The 16,700-nt window shown below is 56.1% G+C and carries 13 protein-coding genes and 1 pseudogene; 13 read left to right on the top strand and 1 reads right to left on the bottom strand.

Annotated features, from left to right (window positions below):
* The first annotated feature begins 398 nt into the window (after positions 1–398).
* From urtA to QPJ95_RS04130, 9 genes and pseudogenes are all read left to right on the top strand, one after another.
* Complete coding sequence (gene urtA / locus QPJ95_RS04170) at positions 399–1,676, top strand: urea ABC transporter substrate-binding protein (RefSeq protein ID WP_270920862.1); 1,278 nt, start codon at positions 399–401, stop codon at positions 1,674–1,676.
* Between the two features lie 62 nt (positions 1,677–1,738).
* Positions 1,739–3,694, top strand: coding sequence for an urea ABC transporter permease subunit UrtB (urtB, locus tag QPJ95_RS04165; RefSeq protein ID WP_270920863.1), 1,956 nt, complete (start codon positions 1,739–1,741; stop codon positions 3,692–3,694).
* A gap of 3 nt (positions 3,695–3,697) precedes the next feature.
* On the top strand, positions 3,698–4,864 hold the full coding sequence (gene urtC, locus QPJ95_RS04160; protein WP_270920864.1) for an urea ABC transporter permease subunit UrtC: 1,167 nt from the start codon (positions 3,698–3,700) through the stop codon (positions 4,862–4,864).
* Positions 4,861–5,601, top strand: a complete 741-nt coding sequence (urtD, locus tag QPJ95_RS04155) for an urea ABC transporter ATP-binding protein UrtD (RefSeq protein WP_270920865.1) — start codon at positions 4,861–4,863, stop codon at positions 5,599–5,601. Before urtC ends, urtD begins: the two co-directional genes overlap by 4 nt.
* Before the next feature lie 3 nt (positions 5,602–5,604).
* Positions 5,605–6,300 (top strand): urea ABC transporter ATP-binding subunit UrtE, encoded by a 696-nt coding sequence (gene urtE, locus QPJ95_RS04150; RefSeq protein WP_270920866.1) that lies wholly within the window; start codon positions 5,605–5,607, stop codon positions 6,298–6,300.
* A gap of 170 nt (positions 6,301–6,470) precedes the next feature.
* On the top strand, positions 6,471–7,127 hold the full coding sequence (locus QPJ95_RS04145; RefSeq protein WP_270920867.1) for a DNA-3-methyladenine glycosylase I: 657 nt from the start codon (positions 6,471–6,473) through the stop codon (positions 7,125–7,127).
* A 105-nt stretch (positions 7,128–7,232) separates the two neighbouring features.
* Positions 7,233–7,995 (top strand): annotated as a pseudogene (locus QPJ95_RS04140) (IS6 family transposase).
* A gap of 70 nt (positions 7,996–8,065) precedes the next feature.
* Positions 8,066–8,209, top strand: coding sequence for a hypothetical protein (locus QPJ95_RS04135; protein ID WP_270920868.1), 144 nt, complete (start codon positions 8,066–8,068; stop codon positions 8,207–8,209).
* 972 nt (positions 8,210–9,181) lie between these two features.
* The gene (locus tag QPJ95_RS04130) at positions 9,182–10,261 is read left to right on the top strand and encodes an SMP-30/gluconolactonase/LRE family protein (RefSeq protein ID WP_270920869.1); all 1,080 of its coding nucleotides are present in this window, start codon (positions 9,182–9,184) and stop codon (positions 10,259–10,261) included.
* A 177-nt stretch (positions 10,262–10,438) separates the two neighbouring features.
* Here the strand turns inward: QPJ95_RS04130 and QPJ95_RS04125 are convergent, their stop codons facing one another.
* Positions 10,439–11,635 carry a tyrosine-type recombinase/integrase gene (locus tag QPJ95_RS04125; protein WP_270920870.1) on the bottom strand — a complete coding sequence of 399 codons (1,197 nt, stop codon included), beginning with the start codon at positions 11,633–11,635 and terminating at the stop codon, positions 10,439–10,441.
* Between the two features lie 809 nt (positions 11,636–12,444).
* On the opposite strand from QPJ95_RS04125, the gene QPJ95_RS04120 reads away from it, so the two are divergent.
* From QPJ95_RS04120 to QPJ95_RS04105, 4 genes are all read left to right on the top strand, one after another.
* Positions 12,445–12,729 carry a hypothetical protein gene (locus QPJ95_RS04120; RefSeq protein ID WP_270920871.1) on the top strand — a complete coding sequence of 95 codons (285 nt, stop codon included), beginning with the start codon at positions 12,445–12,447 and terminating at the stop codon, positions 12,727–12,729.
* A gap of 38 nt (positions 12,730–12,767) precedes the next feature.
* Positions 12,768–15,095 (top strand): caspase family protein, encoded by a 2,328-nt coding sequence (locus tag QPJ95_RS04115; RefSeq protein ID WP_286018274.1) that lies wholly within the window; start codon positions 12,768–12,770, stop codon positions 15,093–15,095.
* Between the two features lie 49 nt (positions 15,096–15,144).
* Positions 15,145–15,891 carry a hypothetical protein gene (locus QPJ95_RS04110; protein ID WP_270920872.1) on the top strand — a complete coding sequence of 249 codons (747 nt, stop codon included), beginning with the start codon at positions 15,145–15,147 and terminating at the stop codon, positions 15,889–15,891.
* Positions 15,892–16,272: 381 nt separating this feature from the next.
* On the top strand, positions 16,273–16,413 hold the full coding sequence (locus QPJ95_RS04105; RefSeq protein WP_270920873.1) for a hypothetical protein: 141 nt from the start codon (positions 16,273–16,275) through the stop codon (positions 16,411–16,413).
* The last annotated feature ends 287 nt before the right edge of the window (positions 16,414–16,700 follow it).

The raw sequence follows: 16,700 nt of genomic DNA, 5'->3' as shown, positions 1-16,700 counted from the left end.
GTGATGCCTGTCTCCCCAACATGCCCTTGGCTTGGCAGAATATTGAGCACAGCAGAGCGGCGATAACTAGAAAACCGGCAGCAATGAAGGCCTGCAAAAGAATGGATGGCTAATAATTGGGCGTAGCTGCAATTAGTCGCCTGCAAATTAATCAGGTGTAGGGTTTGGCCTCTGAATTACCGCTCCGGCGGTTGCCAATCATCCTGCCAGGCAGAACCTCTGGTGCGACTGGGTGGCAACCAACTTTGCGATCTCAGGAAAATTTAGGTGTGTGACGACCATACGAATTGGACCTCGATGCGGCCGCCACACGATTTGCAACAAACGTTGCAGGGTCGACGTAGTAGTGCAGCCGTTAAAAGGCAAGCATTCCTGCGCACCCTGCCTGGAGGGTTACTATGTCGTTTCTAAAGAAAACCGCTGCAAGTGTGCTGGCGCTGAGTGTCATGTCCGGGGCCGCACTGGCTGGTGACACCATCAAAGTTGGCGTTCTGCATTCACTGTCCGGCACAATGGCGATTTCTGAGACAACGTTAAAAGACACCATGCTGATGCTGATCGACGAGCAGAATGCCAAGGGCGGCCTGCTGGGTAAACAGCTGGAAGCTGTGGTGGTCGATCCAGCCTCGGACTGGCCGCTGTTTGCTGAAAAAGCCCGTGAATTGCTGAGCGTGCATGAGGTGGACGTGATTTTTGGCAACTGGACCAGCGTCAGCCGCAAGTCGGTTCTGCCAGTGATCGAAGAGCTGAACGGCTTGCTGTTCTACCCCGTTCAGTACGAAGGTGAAGAAAGTTCCAGAAACGTCTTTTATACCGGCGCTGCGCCAAACCAACAGGCGATCCCGGCCACGGATTACTTTCTGGAAGAGCTGGGCGTCGAGAAGTTCGCGCTGCTGGGCACCGACTATGTCTACCCCCGCACCACCAACAACATTCTTGCGGCCTACCTAAAGAACAAAGGCATCGCCGATAGTGATATTTTCGTCAACTACACCCCCTTTGGCCACTCGGACTGGTCCAAGATCGTTGCAGACGTTGTGGCCCTTGGCGCTGACGGCAAAAAGGTCGGCGTGATCTCGACTATCAACGGTGACGCAAACATCGGTTTCTACAAGGAACTGGCCGCGGCTGGCATCTCGGCGGATGACATTCCGGTTATTGCATTCTCGGTTGGTGAAGAAGAGCTGTCGGGTCTGGATACCTCCAACCTGATCGGTCACCTGGCAGCCTGGAACTACTTCCAGTCGGCAGACACCGAGGTGAACGAAGCCTTTGTCGCCAAATGGAGAGCGACCATGGGCGAAGAGCGGGTGACCAATGACCCGATGGAGGCTCACTACATTGGCTTCAACATGTGGATCAACGCCGCAACCGCCGCTGAGACCACCGATGTGGATGCCGTACGCACCGCGATGTACGGCCAGGAGTTCGGTAACTTGACCGGCGGTACCGCCGTGATGCTGCCCAACCACCACCTGGCCAAGCCGGTTCTGATTGGAGAAATCCAGGCGGACGGCCAATTCGACATCATCAGCCAGACTGACGAAGTGAATGGCGATGCCTGGACCGACTTCCTGCCCGAATCCTCTGTTCTGGTTTCGGATTGGAAAGAGCTGGGTTGCGGTATGTACAACACCACAACCAAGACCTGCGTTCAGACACTGTCAAACTACTAAGGTTCGAGAAACTATGACGAGAGCCATCAGGCTCTCGTCCCTCCCTGGGCGGACTCATTACCATGATACGAAGACTAATTGCGTGCCTTGCAGTGATCTGCTGGTGCCAGGCCGGGCTTGCCCAAGGCATAACTTTGCAGGAGATCCTGCGAGAGAACAAAACACTGGTCGAGAAATCTTCTCGCAAGACCATCGGGCCAGTGATCGAAGAAATCGCCGCCAGTAACTCGCAGCAGGCGCAGAGCTTTCTTGAGGCATGGGGCGGCAAGCAAGTCTGGCAACGTCGCTCGGATGGGTTGTTCTTCGTTGGCACAGAAGTGGCTAAGCGGCAGTACGCCCTTAGTGATCCAGACAGCGGCGATGCCGTCGGCGAACTTGCCAAGAAAGACCTGAAGCAGCTCAAACCCAACAGTGGTGTGCGGGCCCTTATCGCCACGGCCTTGGTGCAGTTCCAATTGAGTGATGCTGATCCCGTCAAACGGGCTGAGGCGCTACTGGCTATGGAGCGCACGCCTTCGGCTGACCAACTGGCCCCATTGCGAATCTCTATCGAGGATGAGGTGGACGCGGTTTTGAAATCCCGAAAATCCCGGCTGGAACGGCTGCTGACCATCTCTTTTGATCCAGACCCCGCCACCCGCGTCGGCGCGATCCAATCGTTTGACGGTGACCTGGGGGTGGATGTCAGGGCGACGCTCAATCTCTTGGTGGCCAAAACCCTGAATGTGACCGCAGGCGATTTGCCAGACGACGTCAATATCGCGGGGCTTCTAAAGCCAGGAACGGACAACCTAGATAGCGTGCAGGCCTATGATCTGCTGGTCGCCAGTAACCTCGCCCCTGCGCCAACAACACCGACCGACATTCGCGCCGCTCTGGTCGAACATATAGACGGTGGTCGGGTTGAAAAGGTGTCTGTTGACCAACTCTCGGATCCCGTCATCCGACGCCAGGCCTATGACCAACTTGCCGAACAATCCCTGGCCCCCGCCTTTGTTGGCGAGGATGACATCACCAAGACACTGAACGATTACACTTTCTACGAGACCTATGCCGAGCCCTCGGCCATAGTCACCAACGCCGCCACCGAGGCTCTGACTAAGATCGAGCTGAAGGTCGGTATGAACCAAGCGCTGGATTTGGGGCTGGACGCGATTTCACTCGCCTCAATCTACTTCCTTGCCGCCATCGGTCTGGCCATCACATTTGGCGTGATGGGCGTAATCAATATGGCCCATGGCGAGTTTATCATGATGGGCGCCTATACCGGCTACGTGGTTCAACAGGTCATCCCCAACCACACAATCTCCATCCTTGTGGCGCTGCCACTGGCCTTTGCGGTGACCTTTGCCGCTGGCGTCGCGATGGAGCGGCTGGTGATCCGCTTTCTCTACAACCGCCCACTGGAAACGCTGCTGGCCACCTTCGGGATCTCGATTGCGCTGCAACAGTTGGCCAAGAACATCTTTGGCACCCAAGCACGTCCGCTGACCGCACCGGGCTGGCTGGACGGCGCATGGGTCATGAATGACGTGGTGTCGATCAGCTACATCCGCATCGCCATCTTCATTCTGGCGCTGATCTTTCTGGGCGTGTTCCTGTTTATCATGAAGCGCACCCGGTTCGGGTTGGAAACCCGTACAGTCACCCAAAACCCGCGCATGGCGGCCTCGATGGGGATCAACCCTGAGCGCGTCAATATGCTGACCTTTGGCCTTGGATCGGGCATCGCAGGTGTGGCCGGCGTGGCCATCGGGCTGTTTGCCAAGGTGACCTCGGAAATGGGCAACGATTATATCGTGCAAAGCTTCATGACCGTGGTGGTTGGTGGTGTCGGCAATATCTGGGGTGCGCTGGCTGGCGCCACCATGATCGGCTTCCTGCAAAAAGGCATCGAATGGGGGAACCCCTCCAATACGCTGGCAGCGCAGACTTACATGATCATCTTCATCATCATTTTCATCCAGTTTAGACCCCGCGGCATCATCGCGCTCAAGGGTCGTGCGGCAGGAGATTAACCCATGCGGACATCCTTTATCGCCAAAAACCCGTCGGTGCTGATCTTTCTGCTGGCACTGGCCGCCTTCACTATCACCGTCACCATCCTGTCTGAGGGTTTTGGCATCGGCATAATCTCGACCAGCTTTATCAAGACGCTGGGCAAGACGTTGTGCCTGTGCCTGATCGCGGTCGCCATGGATCTGATCTGGGGTTATACCGGCATCCTCAGTCTTGGCCACTTCGCCTTTTTCGGGATGGGCGGCTATATGATAGGCATGTGGCTGATGTATGAGCGCACCCGCCTGATCGTGACCGAGGCGCTGATGCAGGGGCAGATCCCGCCGACCGATACCGAGATCATCGACGGCATCGGCAACCAGATTTTTGGCGTGGTCGGCAGCAGTGACTTCCCGCTGGTCTGGGCTTTTGCCGACAGTCTGGGCATTCAACTGCTGCTGGTGCTGCTGGTGCCCGGCCTGTTGGCGCTGGTGTTTGGCTGGTTGGCCTTCCGCAGCCGGGTGACCGGGGTTTACCTGTCGATCCTGACGCAGGCGATGACCCTGGCGCTGGCGCTGTACCTGTTCCAGAACGACAGCGGGTTGCGCGGCAACAACGGCTTGTCCGGCTTGCAGAACCTGCCGGGGGTCGAGGCGCCGCAGTCCATCGTGTCCATGTGGTTTTTCCTGGCCTCAGCCATGGCGCTGGCGCTGGGTTATGTGCTGGCGGCTTGGATTGTCTCGGGCAAATTCGGCTCGGTCATTCGTGGCATTCGCGACAATGAAACACGGGTGCGCTTCCTGGGCTACTCGGTCGAGGGTTTCAAACTGGCGGTGTTCATCCTGACAGCCTGCATCGCGGCGATTGCCGGCGCGCTGTATTATCCGCAAGCGGGTATCATCAACCCGGCTGAAATCGTGCCCATAGCCTCGATCTATTTGGCGGTTTGGGTTGCTATTGGGGGCAGGGGGCGCCTGTACGGCGCTGTGATCGGCGCGGGCTTTGTCAGCCTGATTTCAAGCTGGTTCACTGGCGGTCAGGCCCCTGACATTCCACTTGGGTTCTTCACCATCAAATGGGTGGATTGGTGGCTGGTGCTGCTAGGGCTGTCCTTTGTCACCGTCACCCTGTTTGCCCCCAAGGGCATCGGTGGGCTGTTTGACCTCTTTAAAAAGGAGGGCGACACATGAGTGCGCTTCTCGAAGTTTCGGGCGTCTCGGTCAGCTTTGACGGGTTCAAGGCGATCAACAACCTGTCGTTCCAGATTGCCGAGGGCGAGCTACGCGCAGTGATTGGCCCCAACGGCGCTGGCAAGACCACATTCATGGATATTGTCACCGGCAAGACCCGCCCCGACGAGGGTCGGGTGATTTGGGGCGACAAATCCATCTCGCTGCTGAGCATGAATGAGGCTCAGATCGCGCGGGAGGGGATCGGGCGCAAGTTCCAGAAGCCCACGGTGTTTGAGGACCAAAGCGTGCGGGAAAACTTCTTGATGGCGTTGAAAAAGGATCGGGGATTTCTTGCGGTGCTGTTTTATCGTCCCAGCAAGGCAGATCTGGGGCGCATCGATGAATTGGCCGAAGAGGTCGGGCTGGCGACGGAACTGGGGCGGCTGGCTGGCGAGCTGAGCCACGGTCAGAAACAATGGCTGGAGATCGGCATGTTGCTGGCACAGGAACCACGCCTGTTGCTGGTCGATGAACCGGCGGCGGGGATGACCCCGGAAGAGCGCGAACACACATCATCCCTGCTGGTTGCAGCCGCCAAAACCCGCGCGGTGGTGGTGGTGGAACACGACATGGAATTTGTGCGCCGCCTTGGCTGCAAGGTCACTGTGCTGCACGAGGGCGCAGTCCTGGCCGAAGGATCACTGGATCACGTGACCTCAAACGCACAAGTCATCGACGTCTATCTGGGGCGATAAGAAATGTTGAAACTCAAAGATCTCACGCTGCACTACGGGCATTCGCAAATTCTGCGCGACATCTCGATGGAGGCCCGCGCCGGTGAAATAACCTGCGTCATGGGCTGTAACGGCGTTGGCAAAACCAGCCTGATGAAGGCGATCACCGGCACTCATCTGCGCTCGGGGGGGCAGATGTGGCTGGATGGCCAGGAGATGGGAATGGAACCTGCCCATGTGCTGGCCCGCGCCGGAATTGCCTCGGTTCCACAAGGGCGTGACATCTTTCCGCTGCTGACCGTCCGCGAAAATTTGGAAACCGGCTTTGCCTGCCTGCGGCGCGATCAGCATGAAATCCCCGACCACATCTTTGATCTGTTCCCGGTGCTGCGCGATATGATCAACCGTCGCGGCGGTGATCTGTCCGGTGGCCAGCAACAGCAACTGGCCATCGCCCGTGCCCTGATCACCCGGCCAAAGCTGTTGATCCTGGACGAACCAACCGAAGGCATTCAGCCCAATATCATTCAGCAAATTGGTGAAGTCATTCGTATGCTGAGAGATCAGGGCGATATGGCGATCATTCTGGTCGAGCAGTTCTTTGAGTTCGCCTATGGGCTGGCCGACCAATGTATCGTGTTGCGCCGGGGCGAGATCATTCTGGAGGGGGCCAAGGAAACGCTGTCGCGAGAAACTCTGCTTTCGGGTGTCTCGGTCTAAAATCTCGCTTCCTTTTTGTTAACCATGCAGCCTCCGCGATCTGAACGCTCAGCTCATCCCCCCGCTGGCGATCCGGGTAGTTTGTTTTGCTGCACCGTTCGGTGTGGGTAAATCGCTGGTAGAGCTGCGCCCCGTCCCGCGCTAAACTGCAGCAAAACAGGGACCCTTTCATGCGCACATTTGACGAAATCTATGCCATTTCAGCCGACCGTCACGGTGGCGCAGCTGCACTCGAAGCCAAGCTAGTGAAACCCGCCCCCGACATCACTGCTCTACCTGAAGATCGTTGGCTGTCCACTCTGACCAAATGCGTCTTTCAGGCAGGGTTCAATTGGAAAGTCGTTGAGGCAAAATGGGACGGGTTCGAGACGGCTTTCGACGGTTTCGACGTCGGTCGCTGCGCCTTTATGGATGACGAGAAATTCGACGCCCTGCTGGGAGACAAAAGCATTGTGCGCAATGGCGCCAAGATTGCTACGGTCCGGGACAATGCCGCCTTTTTGCTCGAATTGAGAGATGAGGGCGGCGTCGGTCAGGTACTGGGCGGCTGGCCTTCGGACGACTACAACGAGTTGCTGGAAATGCTGAAGAAGCGCGGGAGCCGGTTGGGCGCGATGACCGGTCAATATGCCATGCGCTTTGCCGGCAGAGACGCTTTCATCCTGTCACGCGATGTCACCGCACGGTTGATTGCCGAAGGCGTGATCGATAAAACCGCGACCTCAAAAACCGCGATGAGGGCAGTTCAGAGAGCCTTTAATACATGGATGGATCAATCCGGCCGAGGGCTGAACGAGATCAGTAGAGTCCTGGCCTTTAGCTGCTGATCAAACGGTTGCTGATTTATCAACAGCCCCTGAGGAACAAATCCAGCGGGTCTTGTCAGAATAAACTCGGTTGTGAAGGGCAGGGCGGCGATTTAGCTTCTCGGCATGATAAAACACAGCCCATTTCGGTATTTCAAGACCAGTCCCGACATCATCCGCCTTGCGGTGATGTTGTACGTCCGGTTCCCCCTGTTGCTCCGAAATGTGGAGGATTTTCTGCATGAGCGCGGGATCGAAATCGGCCATGAGACTGTGCGATTTTGAGACCGTGCGATTTTGGTGGAATCGCTTTGGGCCGTTGTTCACAGCGGAGACTCGAGGAAAACGGGCGCAGCAACTTGGTGCTTATTCGAATTGGAAATGGCATTTGGACGAGGTGTTCGTAAAAATCAACTGTGAAACTCATTACCTCTGGCGGGCTGTGGATCACGAGGGCGAGGTGCTTGAAAGGCATGTCACCAAGCGCCGTGACCGCAAAGTGGCACTGAAATTCCTCAGAAAAACAATGAAGCGCTTTGGCCCACCACATGTCATCGCGACCGATCTACTTCGGTCTTACGGCGCCGCGATGAAGGTCATCGGCAATGCTGACAAACAAGAAACCGACCGTAGGTTGAATAACCGGGCTGAGAATTCTCATCCGCTGCCTAGCAGTGGTTTGCCAGCAAACCACGAGAAGGGGCCATTTCGACGACGAGAGCGAGCCATGCTGCGCTTCCGCCGAATGCGAAGTTTGCAGAAGTTCGTCTCCGTACACGCCTCGGTTTACAATCACTTCAACCAGTAACGTCACCTTTATTCACGCGAAAATTGCAAGCTCAACCGCACCGCCGCTCTCGCTGAGTGGCGCCTACTTGGCGCGGCATAAAGGACAGTCATATAGTCCTTGCAGAGACCAGTTCGAACTGTTCTGACAGCACCGCTGGGAGCGGTGCCGGTTGGCTTTGTCGGCGTCATCATCATGCAATGCCCCTTGGGAAGGCAGCGACAGTGCCGACATTGATCGTATTGTGCTGCTGATGCCGGTACTGGCGGCCCTAACCTATGCGCTGAACCAGGTGTTCACCCGCAAGCTGACATAGCAAATTTGGAGGTATATCTTGAAGGGAATGTCGATGTTGGGCCTTTGGTGCTTGTTTCGGGTCACCCGCATTAATTCGATGCCGATTTACGCGAATACTCGCAGGCGACAGAAGATGTCAACTTGCGCCAAGGGCACCGATACTCTGTTGGCCGGGCACTGATCTCCCGAACAGCCAAGCCATATGGCGTGGATATCCATTTGAGGCATGATTACCTTTTTTGATTGGCGTGAATTGGATAAAAGGTAGCGTGTGCCGGTTCTAAGTGTCTTGGCGCGGTAGTTAGGCCGTTCGGCTAACGTCCTGTGGTATTTTCTGTGGTATGATATTGTCAATATCAGAAAATACATATAAAAATATGTGAGTTGTAAAATTAATTCTAAGGATTGTCTGACGTCAACGCTGATGGGTCCTCTCCCGCATAGCAGCTCACAAAGTCACTAGTCTCCACGAGCTCATGCCATGGCGTCACGCTGCTCACGCAGCGCATGCCTGAACGCTTTGGACGAAATGTGCGACAGGCGTTGGTCCGCTCTTGGTGTGTGTGTCATCGCCACCGGGCAACTCCGCGCTGAGGTCTCGCATATGACCTGTTCGGAACTGGACCTTGGGCAAGGTGTCTGGGAAATCCCGTCAGGTAGCGGCGATCTGTTCAACCGCGTTTTGGCGATTATCCATCGGTCGCGCGCGCCGTCGGCTTCGACACAACTACGTCAATGGCAAAACCTGAAGAAACGCGGCTCAATGGGTCTGTCCAAACAGGTGTCGATCAGACCAAATGCGGGGTCAAATTCAAGTGACAAATGCCCGGAGCACGGTACAATTTGCACAAGAGCCTTGATTGGGATTCAAAGCAGCTACTACTTGCAAAAGAAGACGATCTACTTTGGAAATGTCGGATCAGAGTTGTTGCTATAGGTCTTACCTGACCAATGGAGGAGCGCGCAGAGTGAAAAATTTTGGGAACTTCAAATGCGTATTGCAATAGGACTGGTTGTTGTCGGCCTAGGCTATCTGCTGTTCTGGCCAGTGCCGGTTGCGCCAGTTGCCTATGAACCTCTCAAGACCTTCGGCTTTGCTGGCGAATACGCTCCAAATCACGCGCTGGAGAAGGCCGTGAAGATTACCCTGCCAGACGGTGCAATTGGGCCCGAGGATCTGGCAGTAATGCCGGACGGCGCCGTCTACACTACCGATCAGACAGGGCGGCTTTACCGCATCGATGGCGAGTCACCGGTTGTGGTCGATCAGCTAGGCGGCAGACCTCTGGGGTTGAAGGCGGGGCCGGACGGGGCACTGTATATTGCCGACAGTTTTCGCGGTGTGATGCGCTGGACCGGAGTGGGGACACTCGAATCTGTTGTGAGCGAAATCGACGGGGCACCAGTAATCTATGCCAACCAGCTAGATGTGGCGCGGGACGGCACCATTTATTTCTCCAACTCCACTGACCGCTTTGATCCCGAGACTTTGGGCGGCACCAAGCTGACTTCGGTGATGACCATCTGGGAGCAGTCCGACACTGGCTATGTGGCACGACGCCAGCCCGACGGGACAGTCGAGAAAATCGCCACAGGGTTCGTCTATGTTAACGGCGTGGCCCTTTCGCCGGATGAGGACTTTCTGCTGATCAATGAAACCGGCCGCGCACGGGTGCATCGGCTGTGGCTAAGCGGCCCCAAGGCAGGAGAACGCGAGGTGTTTCTGGATAATCTGCCCGGATACCCCGATAATCTGGAGGCACAGGGTGATGGCACCTATTGGCTGGCTTTTGCCAGCCCGCGGGTGCCTGCCGAGGCGCTGATGCCCTATCCGTTCCTGCGCAAGGTGATCTGGCGGTTGGGCCCCAAGGTACGGCCCGCGCCGATCCATCGTGGCATGCTGGTGCAAATCGACGGCGAGGGGCGCATTCTGCGGACCCTGCAGGACCCGAATGGTACCTTGGGCATTACCACGGGCGGCAAGATGGTCGGTGACCAGTTTTATGTGATGACGCTGGACAGCGACGGCTTTGCCCGGATGCCGGTGGCGGACATGCCGCCTCTCCGTTGATGCGTGCTTGTCGACGTCACGGAGAATTTTCCAAGAAGTGCCGAAGTAAAATTCCCCAGTTTTCTGGTTTGGTGATCAGTCGTAGGGTTTGATCGTTGCCCCTTTTTTGTAGGGCGTCCGCGCCGTTTTGGCGACGGCGGCGGTGAGATCGGAGCTTTGGCGCGGATGATCCAGGCTTCATACCCGAACCCCAAGTTCGACCACGTTGCCGACCCGGTCTTCGCCCAGATATGCAGCCCACGCGTCCATTAGGCCTCGGCGCTTGTCGAGCAGGTTGGAGCGGGCATAGGCGGCCACGGTTTTGTCGCCTTTGACATGGGCCAGCGCGGCCTCGGCTACCTCTTCGGGGACGTTGGCTTGTTCCTGTGCCCAAGTACGGAAGGAGGCGCGGAAGCCGTGCACTGTGCTGGCCACACCCAATTCTCGCAGCAGCTTACTCAGGGTGCTGTCTGACAGCTCCTTGCCCATGACTGAAGGGAATACAAGGCCGCCGCCGTCGCGCTGGGCGCCGGCTTTGTTCAGAACCGCCACTGCAGCCGAGCTGAGAGGAACCTTGTGTTCCCTACCCATCTTCATCCGCGCGCTGGGGATAATCCACGTGGCGGTTGCCAAGTCTATTTCATCCCACCTTGCCCCGCGAACCTCTCCAGAACGGCCAGCGGTAAGCACCGCGAATTCCAGCGCCCACTTAGTTGAGATCCACGCGGCCGATGCCTTAACGGTTTCCACGGCACAAGTGACCTCAGAATAGGGAAGCGCGCGGTTGTTCTTGGTGTGTTTTTCTGCCTTGGGTAGCGCCAGTGCTTCAGCGGTCGCCGGGTTGTCGGCTCGCAGGCCCTCGGCAACGGCAAACTTGAATACGGACAGAACCCGGTGCTGCACTTTGGTCGCCAAGTTCGGTACCTTTTTGCGACATTTCAGAACCGCGCGACGGATTTCGGCGCTCGTCACCTCTCCGACATCCATGAGACCGAAGTGTGGGAACACATGGGTCTTCAGGGAAGACATAAATGCCTTTGGTTCCTTCTGGCTTTTCCACCCGCTTGCTAACTCGTCACAAGCCAATTGGGCGGCTTCGGCGAAAGACTTCCGCTTGGCGACTTCGACCTTGGCGCGTCGCTTGTCCGACAACGGGTCTTCTCCGCGCAGGGCGGCGCGCTTGTTTTCTAATGCCCGGTTCCGTGCTTCGGCCAAGCTAACCACCGGAAATGACCCTAGCCCGATATCACGGCGACGCCCGCGAATTGTTAGGCGCTGGACCCAGAAGCGGCTCCCGGTGTCTTTCACTAGCAACATCAGACCGTGTCCGCCTCCGTCGCTGTAGCGCCCTGGCTCTGACGCCTCCACTGTCTTCACCGTCAATCTCTTTGCCATAGCAACCTCGTCAGTCGTTCCCACTATCGTTCCCACAGTTAACGTGGGAACTGGTTGGAACGCTTTGGACTTTGTTGAACGTAACTTGGTGATATTTTATATTTAAGGCAGGATCTTACCAAATGGCAATGGATATTCGAGAACTTTAAGATGGCTGCTACCACCCCAGCCAGTACTTCCTTACATAGAACAGCGACCGAGGTTCTGGCCCTGACTGGCTCAGAATGCCCCCAGTAATGCCCCAGTTGGGTCTCCCACATTACACTACTGCCTGAGCGCGCTGACGGGTCTCTAGCAGCTCCTATTGGATGATGTACCTGTACTGTCTCCCTCGGGGTTCTCTAACTCCCTTGCTTCTTGGGAGGGACAGGCAAAGGTGCTGGGAATAGGTATAAGTAATGAATAGAAGGCGGAGGGGAGAGACCCCTGGTTCTTCCTTCCCCCCCCAGAAAGGTGACCTATGGGAGACATTGAGAACCCCTGGCACTCCCGCCCCATCGACGTTCACCGCTGGTCGGACCATCCTCAGGAGGCTCAGCTATGTGATCGGATCTGGGACGGGTACCTGCCGAGTGACCAGATGTCGGGGGCCGAAGCCGAAGGCTGCCCCAATACAACCTCAACATGCGGGAGAAGGCATTCTACTTGTGGAATGGCGGCTTAGTTCACGACTGAACAGCCCTGACATTGTTCCCCGGTAATAGACTGGTTCACAAAATAAAGCTGAGATTTGCCAAAATCCCCCCAATCGTCTAAACTTTTAGTCCTAGTTTACATGGTAGTTGGTTTTAACCCGGAGGGAATCGCTCATGCGTGTTTCAAAGGTAATTTTTCTAATCTCTACAACAGCTTTACTTGGTGGATGCCCGCCGATTGAAAACTATGGGGTGAATTCAGACCCGTCACCGGCCCCTCCAGAAGTATCCAACAGCATTTCAAACAGTGGATCCACCGGCTCTGGCGAGGCTAGTGGCTATTCCTATGGTGACGGCGGTGGAGGCGACGGCGGTGGTGGAGGCGACGGCGGTGGTGGCGGCGGCGGTGGCGGTGGCGGCGGTGGTGACGGAGGCGGTGGTGGAGGCAGTTGGGGATGACTCGTCGGCCCAACCAATCCACATTCTTAGCACTCAAGCTGGCAGCAATAGTATTAGCAATATCGTTTCACGGTCTTGCAGCAACGGCCGACACCACAGCACCCGCTCTATCAACGACAGCATTTGAAAAGCCAAAATCAACTGGTGCAACGGGAATTGCCGTTGTTGTTGGAATCCAGAACTATAGCCATATATCCGACCTGACCAACACGCTAAAGGACGCGCAGGCAATTTCTGCCATGCTCAAATCCTTCGGCTACACAGTTTACGAAGGCTATGACTTGGACAAACGCGGTTTTGAAACACTGCTGCGTCAGGCCGCGCTAAACATCCGGGTTGGTGGACAGGTGTTCTTCTATTACGCTGGCCACGGCATTCAGCTGGGGCGGCGTAACTATCTGCTGACCAGCGATGCTGCGCTGACGGACCTTCACGACCTGCCGTTCCAGTCGGTCACTCTGGACCGAGTGTCAGCCATTCTGGGTGGCAAAGCCAACAGTCAGATCTTGATGCTAGATTCCTGCCGCGACAACCCGGTACCGGATATCAAGGTCACCGCGGAAATAGGGGCTGAGCTGTTTGAGGCCCGTGAAGGATTTGATGTCTTTCGCCCGCCGCTGAACACTTTAGTGGCCTTCTCAACCTCTCCCGGTGCCACCGCTCTGGACGGTGAACCGGGTTTCAACAGCCCCTACACGGCCTCAGTCATCCGGCAGTTTCCCGCGCGTCCTCAAGACGATGCAATCACAATCTTGTCGGCTGTACGCGGAGAGGTATACAGGCTAACCGACAACGAACAGGTCACTTGGGAAAGCTCAACCTTGACCGAGAAGCTGTTTGTGCGCCCCAGCACTCAAGCCGTTGAGGTTCAGCCAAATGAAGGCGGTCACCGTGGCCTGTCTTTGGCTAAAACTCCAGAATTTTTGAAAATTTCCGCACCTCTGGGACGGTCCTTGGAGCTGGCCCCGGAAATTCTGCCCTTCCTGTCGCCCGGAACGGAAGTTTCGATCACGACGCGCCCGCAATCCGGGGTCTCCTCAATAGAGCAATCCACCGGTGAGGCGCTCAGCCTAAGCTACACTCCGAAACTGGCCGAAATCTCATCACGGAACACCCAAGATGTGAACCGTGTGGACAGTATGGTCTTGCGATTGACGCAGGGCGAAATCGAAAGAAATATCACCCTAAATTTGGAAATGGTTGCGTCAGCTTGCGATCTGGAGGCCGGAGATCTGTTGGATTTGCAAGGCGTCGGGCTGTATCGGTTCCCAAATGAAGTCGATGTAGCGGCAGCAGAAACGGCCTGTCGCGAGGCCACTGTGCAAGCCCCCCAAATAGGCAGGTTTCATTATCAACTGGGCCGGGCTTTTCAGGGTCAGGGGCGGTTGGTCGCGGCCTTTGCCGCTTTTCAAACGGCCGCCGATCTGGGCCATGTACGTGCCTATAACGCCTTGGCCTACCTCATGATTGCACCCAACCTTGACCGCGACGTCATTGCTATTCCGTTTGACCAGAAATTGGCCAACGACTTGTGGGACAAGGGTATCACCGCGGGCGACCCCTTTTCGATGCACGCACGCGGAAAGCGGCTGCTAAACAGCTCCACCAGCCTCGATGACCGCAGACGCGGGTTCGAATTGCTCAGCCGCGCGGTTGAATTGGGTCATACCTATTCTCTGAACGAATTGGGTGTTTTCTATTTGTGGGGGCCGAAAGAACTGACCCAGCCAAAACGCGGATTATCCTACCTCAACGCCTCGGCCGAACGCGGCGACATCTACGGCATGGCAAATCTGGGCTATGTGCATCGTGATGGTATCGCCGGTCTGAGCAAAGATCCCGCTGCGGCCAAAAATCTCTTTGCTCAGGCCGCCGAACTGGGCCACCCTACTGCGCCTGCCGAGATTGCCAGAATGATCATGCAGGGCGATCTGCCCGACAGCGATGCGGTTGAGGCGCTGACCTGGAATGATATGGGATTGCAGCGGGGTGATGCTTGGGCCGGAGCCAATGGAGCATGGATTGCCCTCAATCAACTATCCTCACGTATTCCAACCAGCTCCGCGGTTGCCCGCGCAGGCAAGGTTCTTGCGCTCAACAATCCTGAGGCGGTCGCTGCGGCCCAACAATTGCTGGGCGAACTGACTGAAAGTGACATCAATGCCGGAACCCAGGCGATATTGCAGAGCCTAGGGATCAATGTCACCCGAGACGGGCAATTTGGACCCGCCTCACGCCGGGGTCTAAACAACGCGGCGATCAAAGCAGGATTGCCACCCAAGACACCGGAGAATGCCATTGACCGGCTTAGATTTGCGGCCCAGATTCATTGGGCACTGAACCCCATACGTCAGGATCTGTTCTGAACGCCCGTTGGCCGGATAACTCTATTGCATTCCAGTTTAGGAGCATTAGTTGACCCTGAGACCATACTGCTCAGCGTTGGCTTTCAGGATGGCATCTTCGGCGTATGAGGCTGTGACCGGCTCCCGGTCAGTAGCAACTCGGTATGCAGATGAAATAGTCAATCTCAGTATTGAACTGGCTGATGAACGCAGGCTGAAACGCGAGCGAACTGGAGAAGTATCTGATCTTTCAACTGGATTAGTGGGTGAGCGGCGTCTTAATCGCGAACTGCGTAGCGAAATTGTAGAGCTTGGAGCCCACGTTGCAGTGCAGAAGGCCGCTGTTAGAGCAACCGCCGCAGTAATATCGGATCGAGCCAAGACGATGGCAACTCGAGGAACCAGGGCCATGGTAGCTAAAGCCGTTCCCTATTTTGGGACTGCGGTCATCGTCGGTGTCACTGCCATGGAATTAAGTGATCTTTGTCAAACAATTAGGGACATGAATGCCTTGAAGCGAGTGTTTGAACCGGGTGCTGAGCCCGATGAACGTGAAGCAAGAGTCTGTGCAATGCGCGTACCGACGAGGCAGGAATTATGGGAGGCCGCCAAGATCTCACCAGCACAAGCTTGGGAGGCGGCAGCTGAGTTGACACCAACGCTGGAAGAGCTGCAATCTATAGAAATTCCGGACATTGATTGGGATGAATACTGGGCGTCGACAGCTAAAAGTGCTGAGGATTGGTGGGCATATTCAGCAAACGGAGCTACGCAATCGTGGGATGGGATGAATAGGTGGTGGAACTCCGAATATTAGGGTCACTGTTGTTTTCCGCTTCCCAGACACCCGCCCACTCGCAGCGAAGGTGAACTTTCTCTGAGATAAAAAAGTGGTCCCCCCGGCCAGCGAGAGCCAGCCGAGGTTCGGTTCATGGGACTTTCCGGGTCAACACATTTTCAGCCGGCCACCGCCAGTATTCTTCAGAGTTGGCAAACCCTTGCGCTCTTGCAGCCAGATCTTCAGCGGCCCTCTCTTCGAACGCGTCTATGTCCGGGACAGTCACGTCGGCAACCGGATCTGATCGACGATGCCGCGTTTCTGTACGTCATATATGCCGACCGGTTAAACCGGGTAGGCTAACCGGTTGCGAATTCCGGCAGGAGCATCCAAGTTGACGAAAACCGTATTGGAGAAACGATGAACTCGTGTGAACTGTTTGAATTGGCAGCCCAAATGGACGCCGAAGCATCTGGCTTCACTGGGTCCGGCGAAGACGCCAAGCTCAAGGCGCTGGGAAAGAATGCCTCTGAGGTAGGTAAGGCTTGGTCCGGCTCATAGTTGGGATACCAGGCCAATGTCTATTATTCCAACCATGAAGTACCTCCACCCGGCGCGCATTTTAGCGTGGAATTGGGGCCGGATGATATTTTTGGTGGCCAAGATAGTTGCGGCACGTGGAAAGAGGTCAATGCCGAAGATCTAGAATCCGTTATTTTGACACAGGCAGGTCAACCAGATCTTGAGGCGATAAGGGCTAGGGTCGACCAAATTTCAGAGCAATTCGACTACGCTAAGGCAAGCGCGAAATCTCTGCTCCAAACGAATGCTTCATCTTCTGAGGATGG

The organism is Parasedimentitalea psychrophila (assembly GCF_030285785.1).
Taxonomy (GTDB): domain Bacteria; phylum Pseudomonadota; class Alphaproteobacteria; order Rhodobacterales; family Rhodobacteraceae; genus Parasedimentitalea; species Parasedimentitalea psychrophila.
The sequence above is the reverse complement of the archived record's forward strand: the minus strand, read 5'-3'. Positions and strand labels throughout refer to the sequence as shown.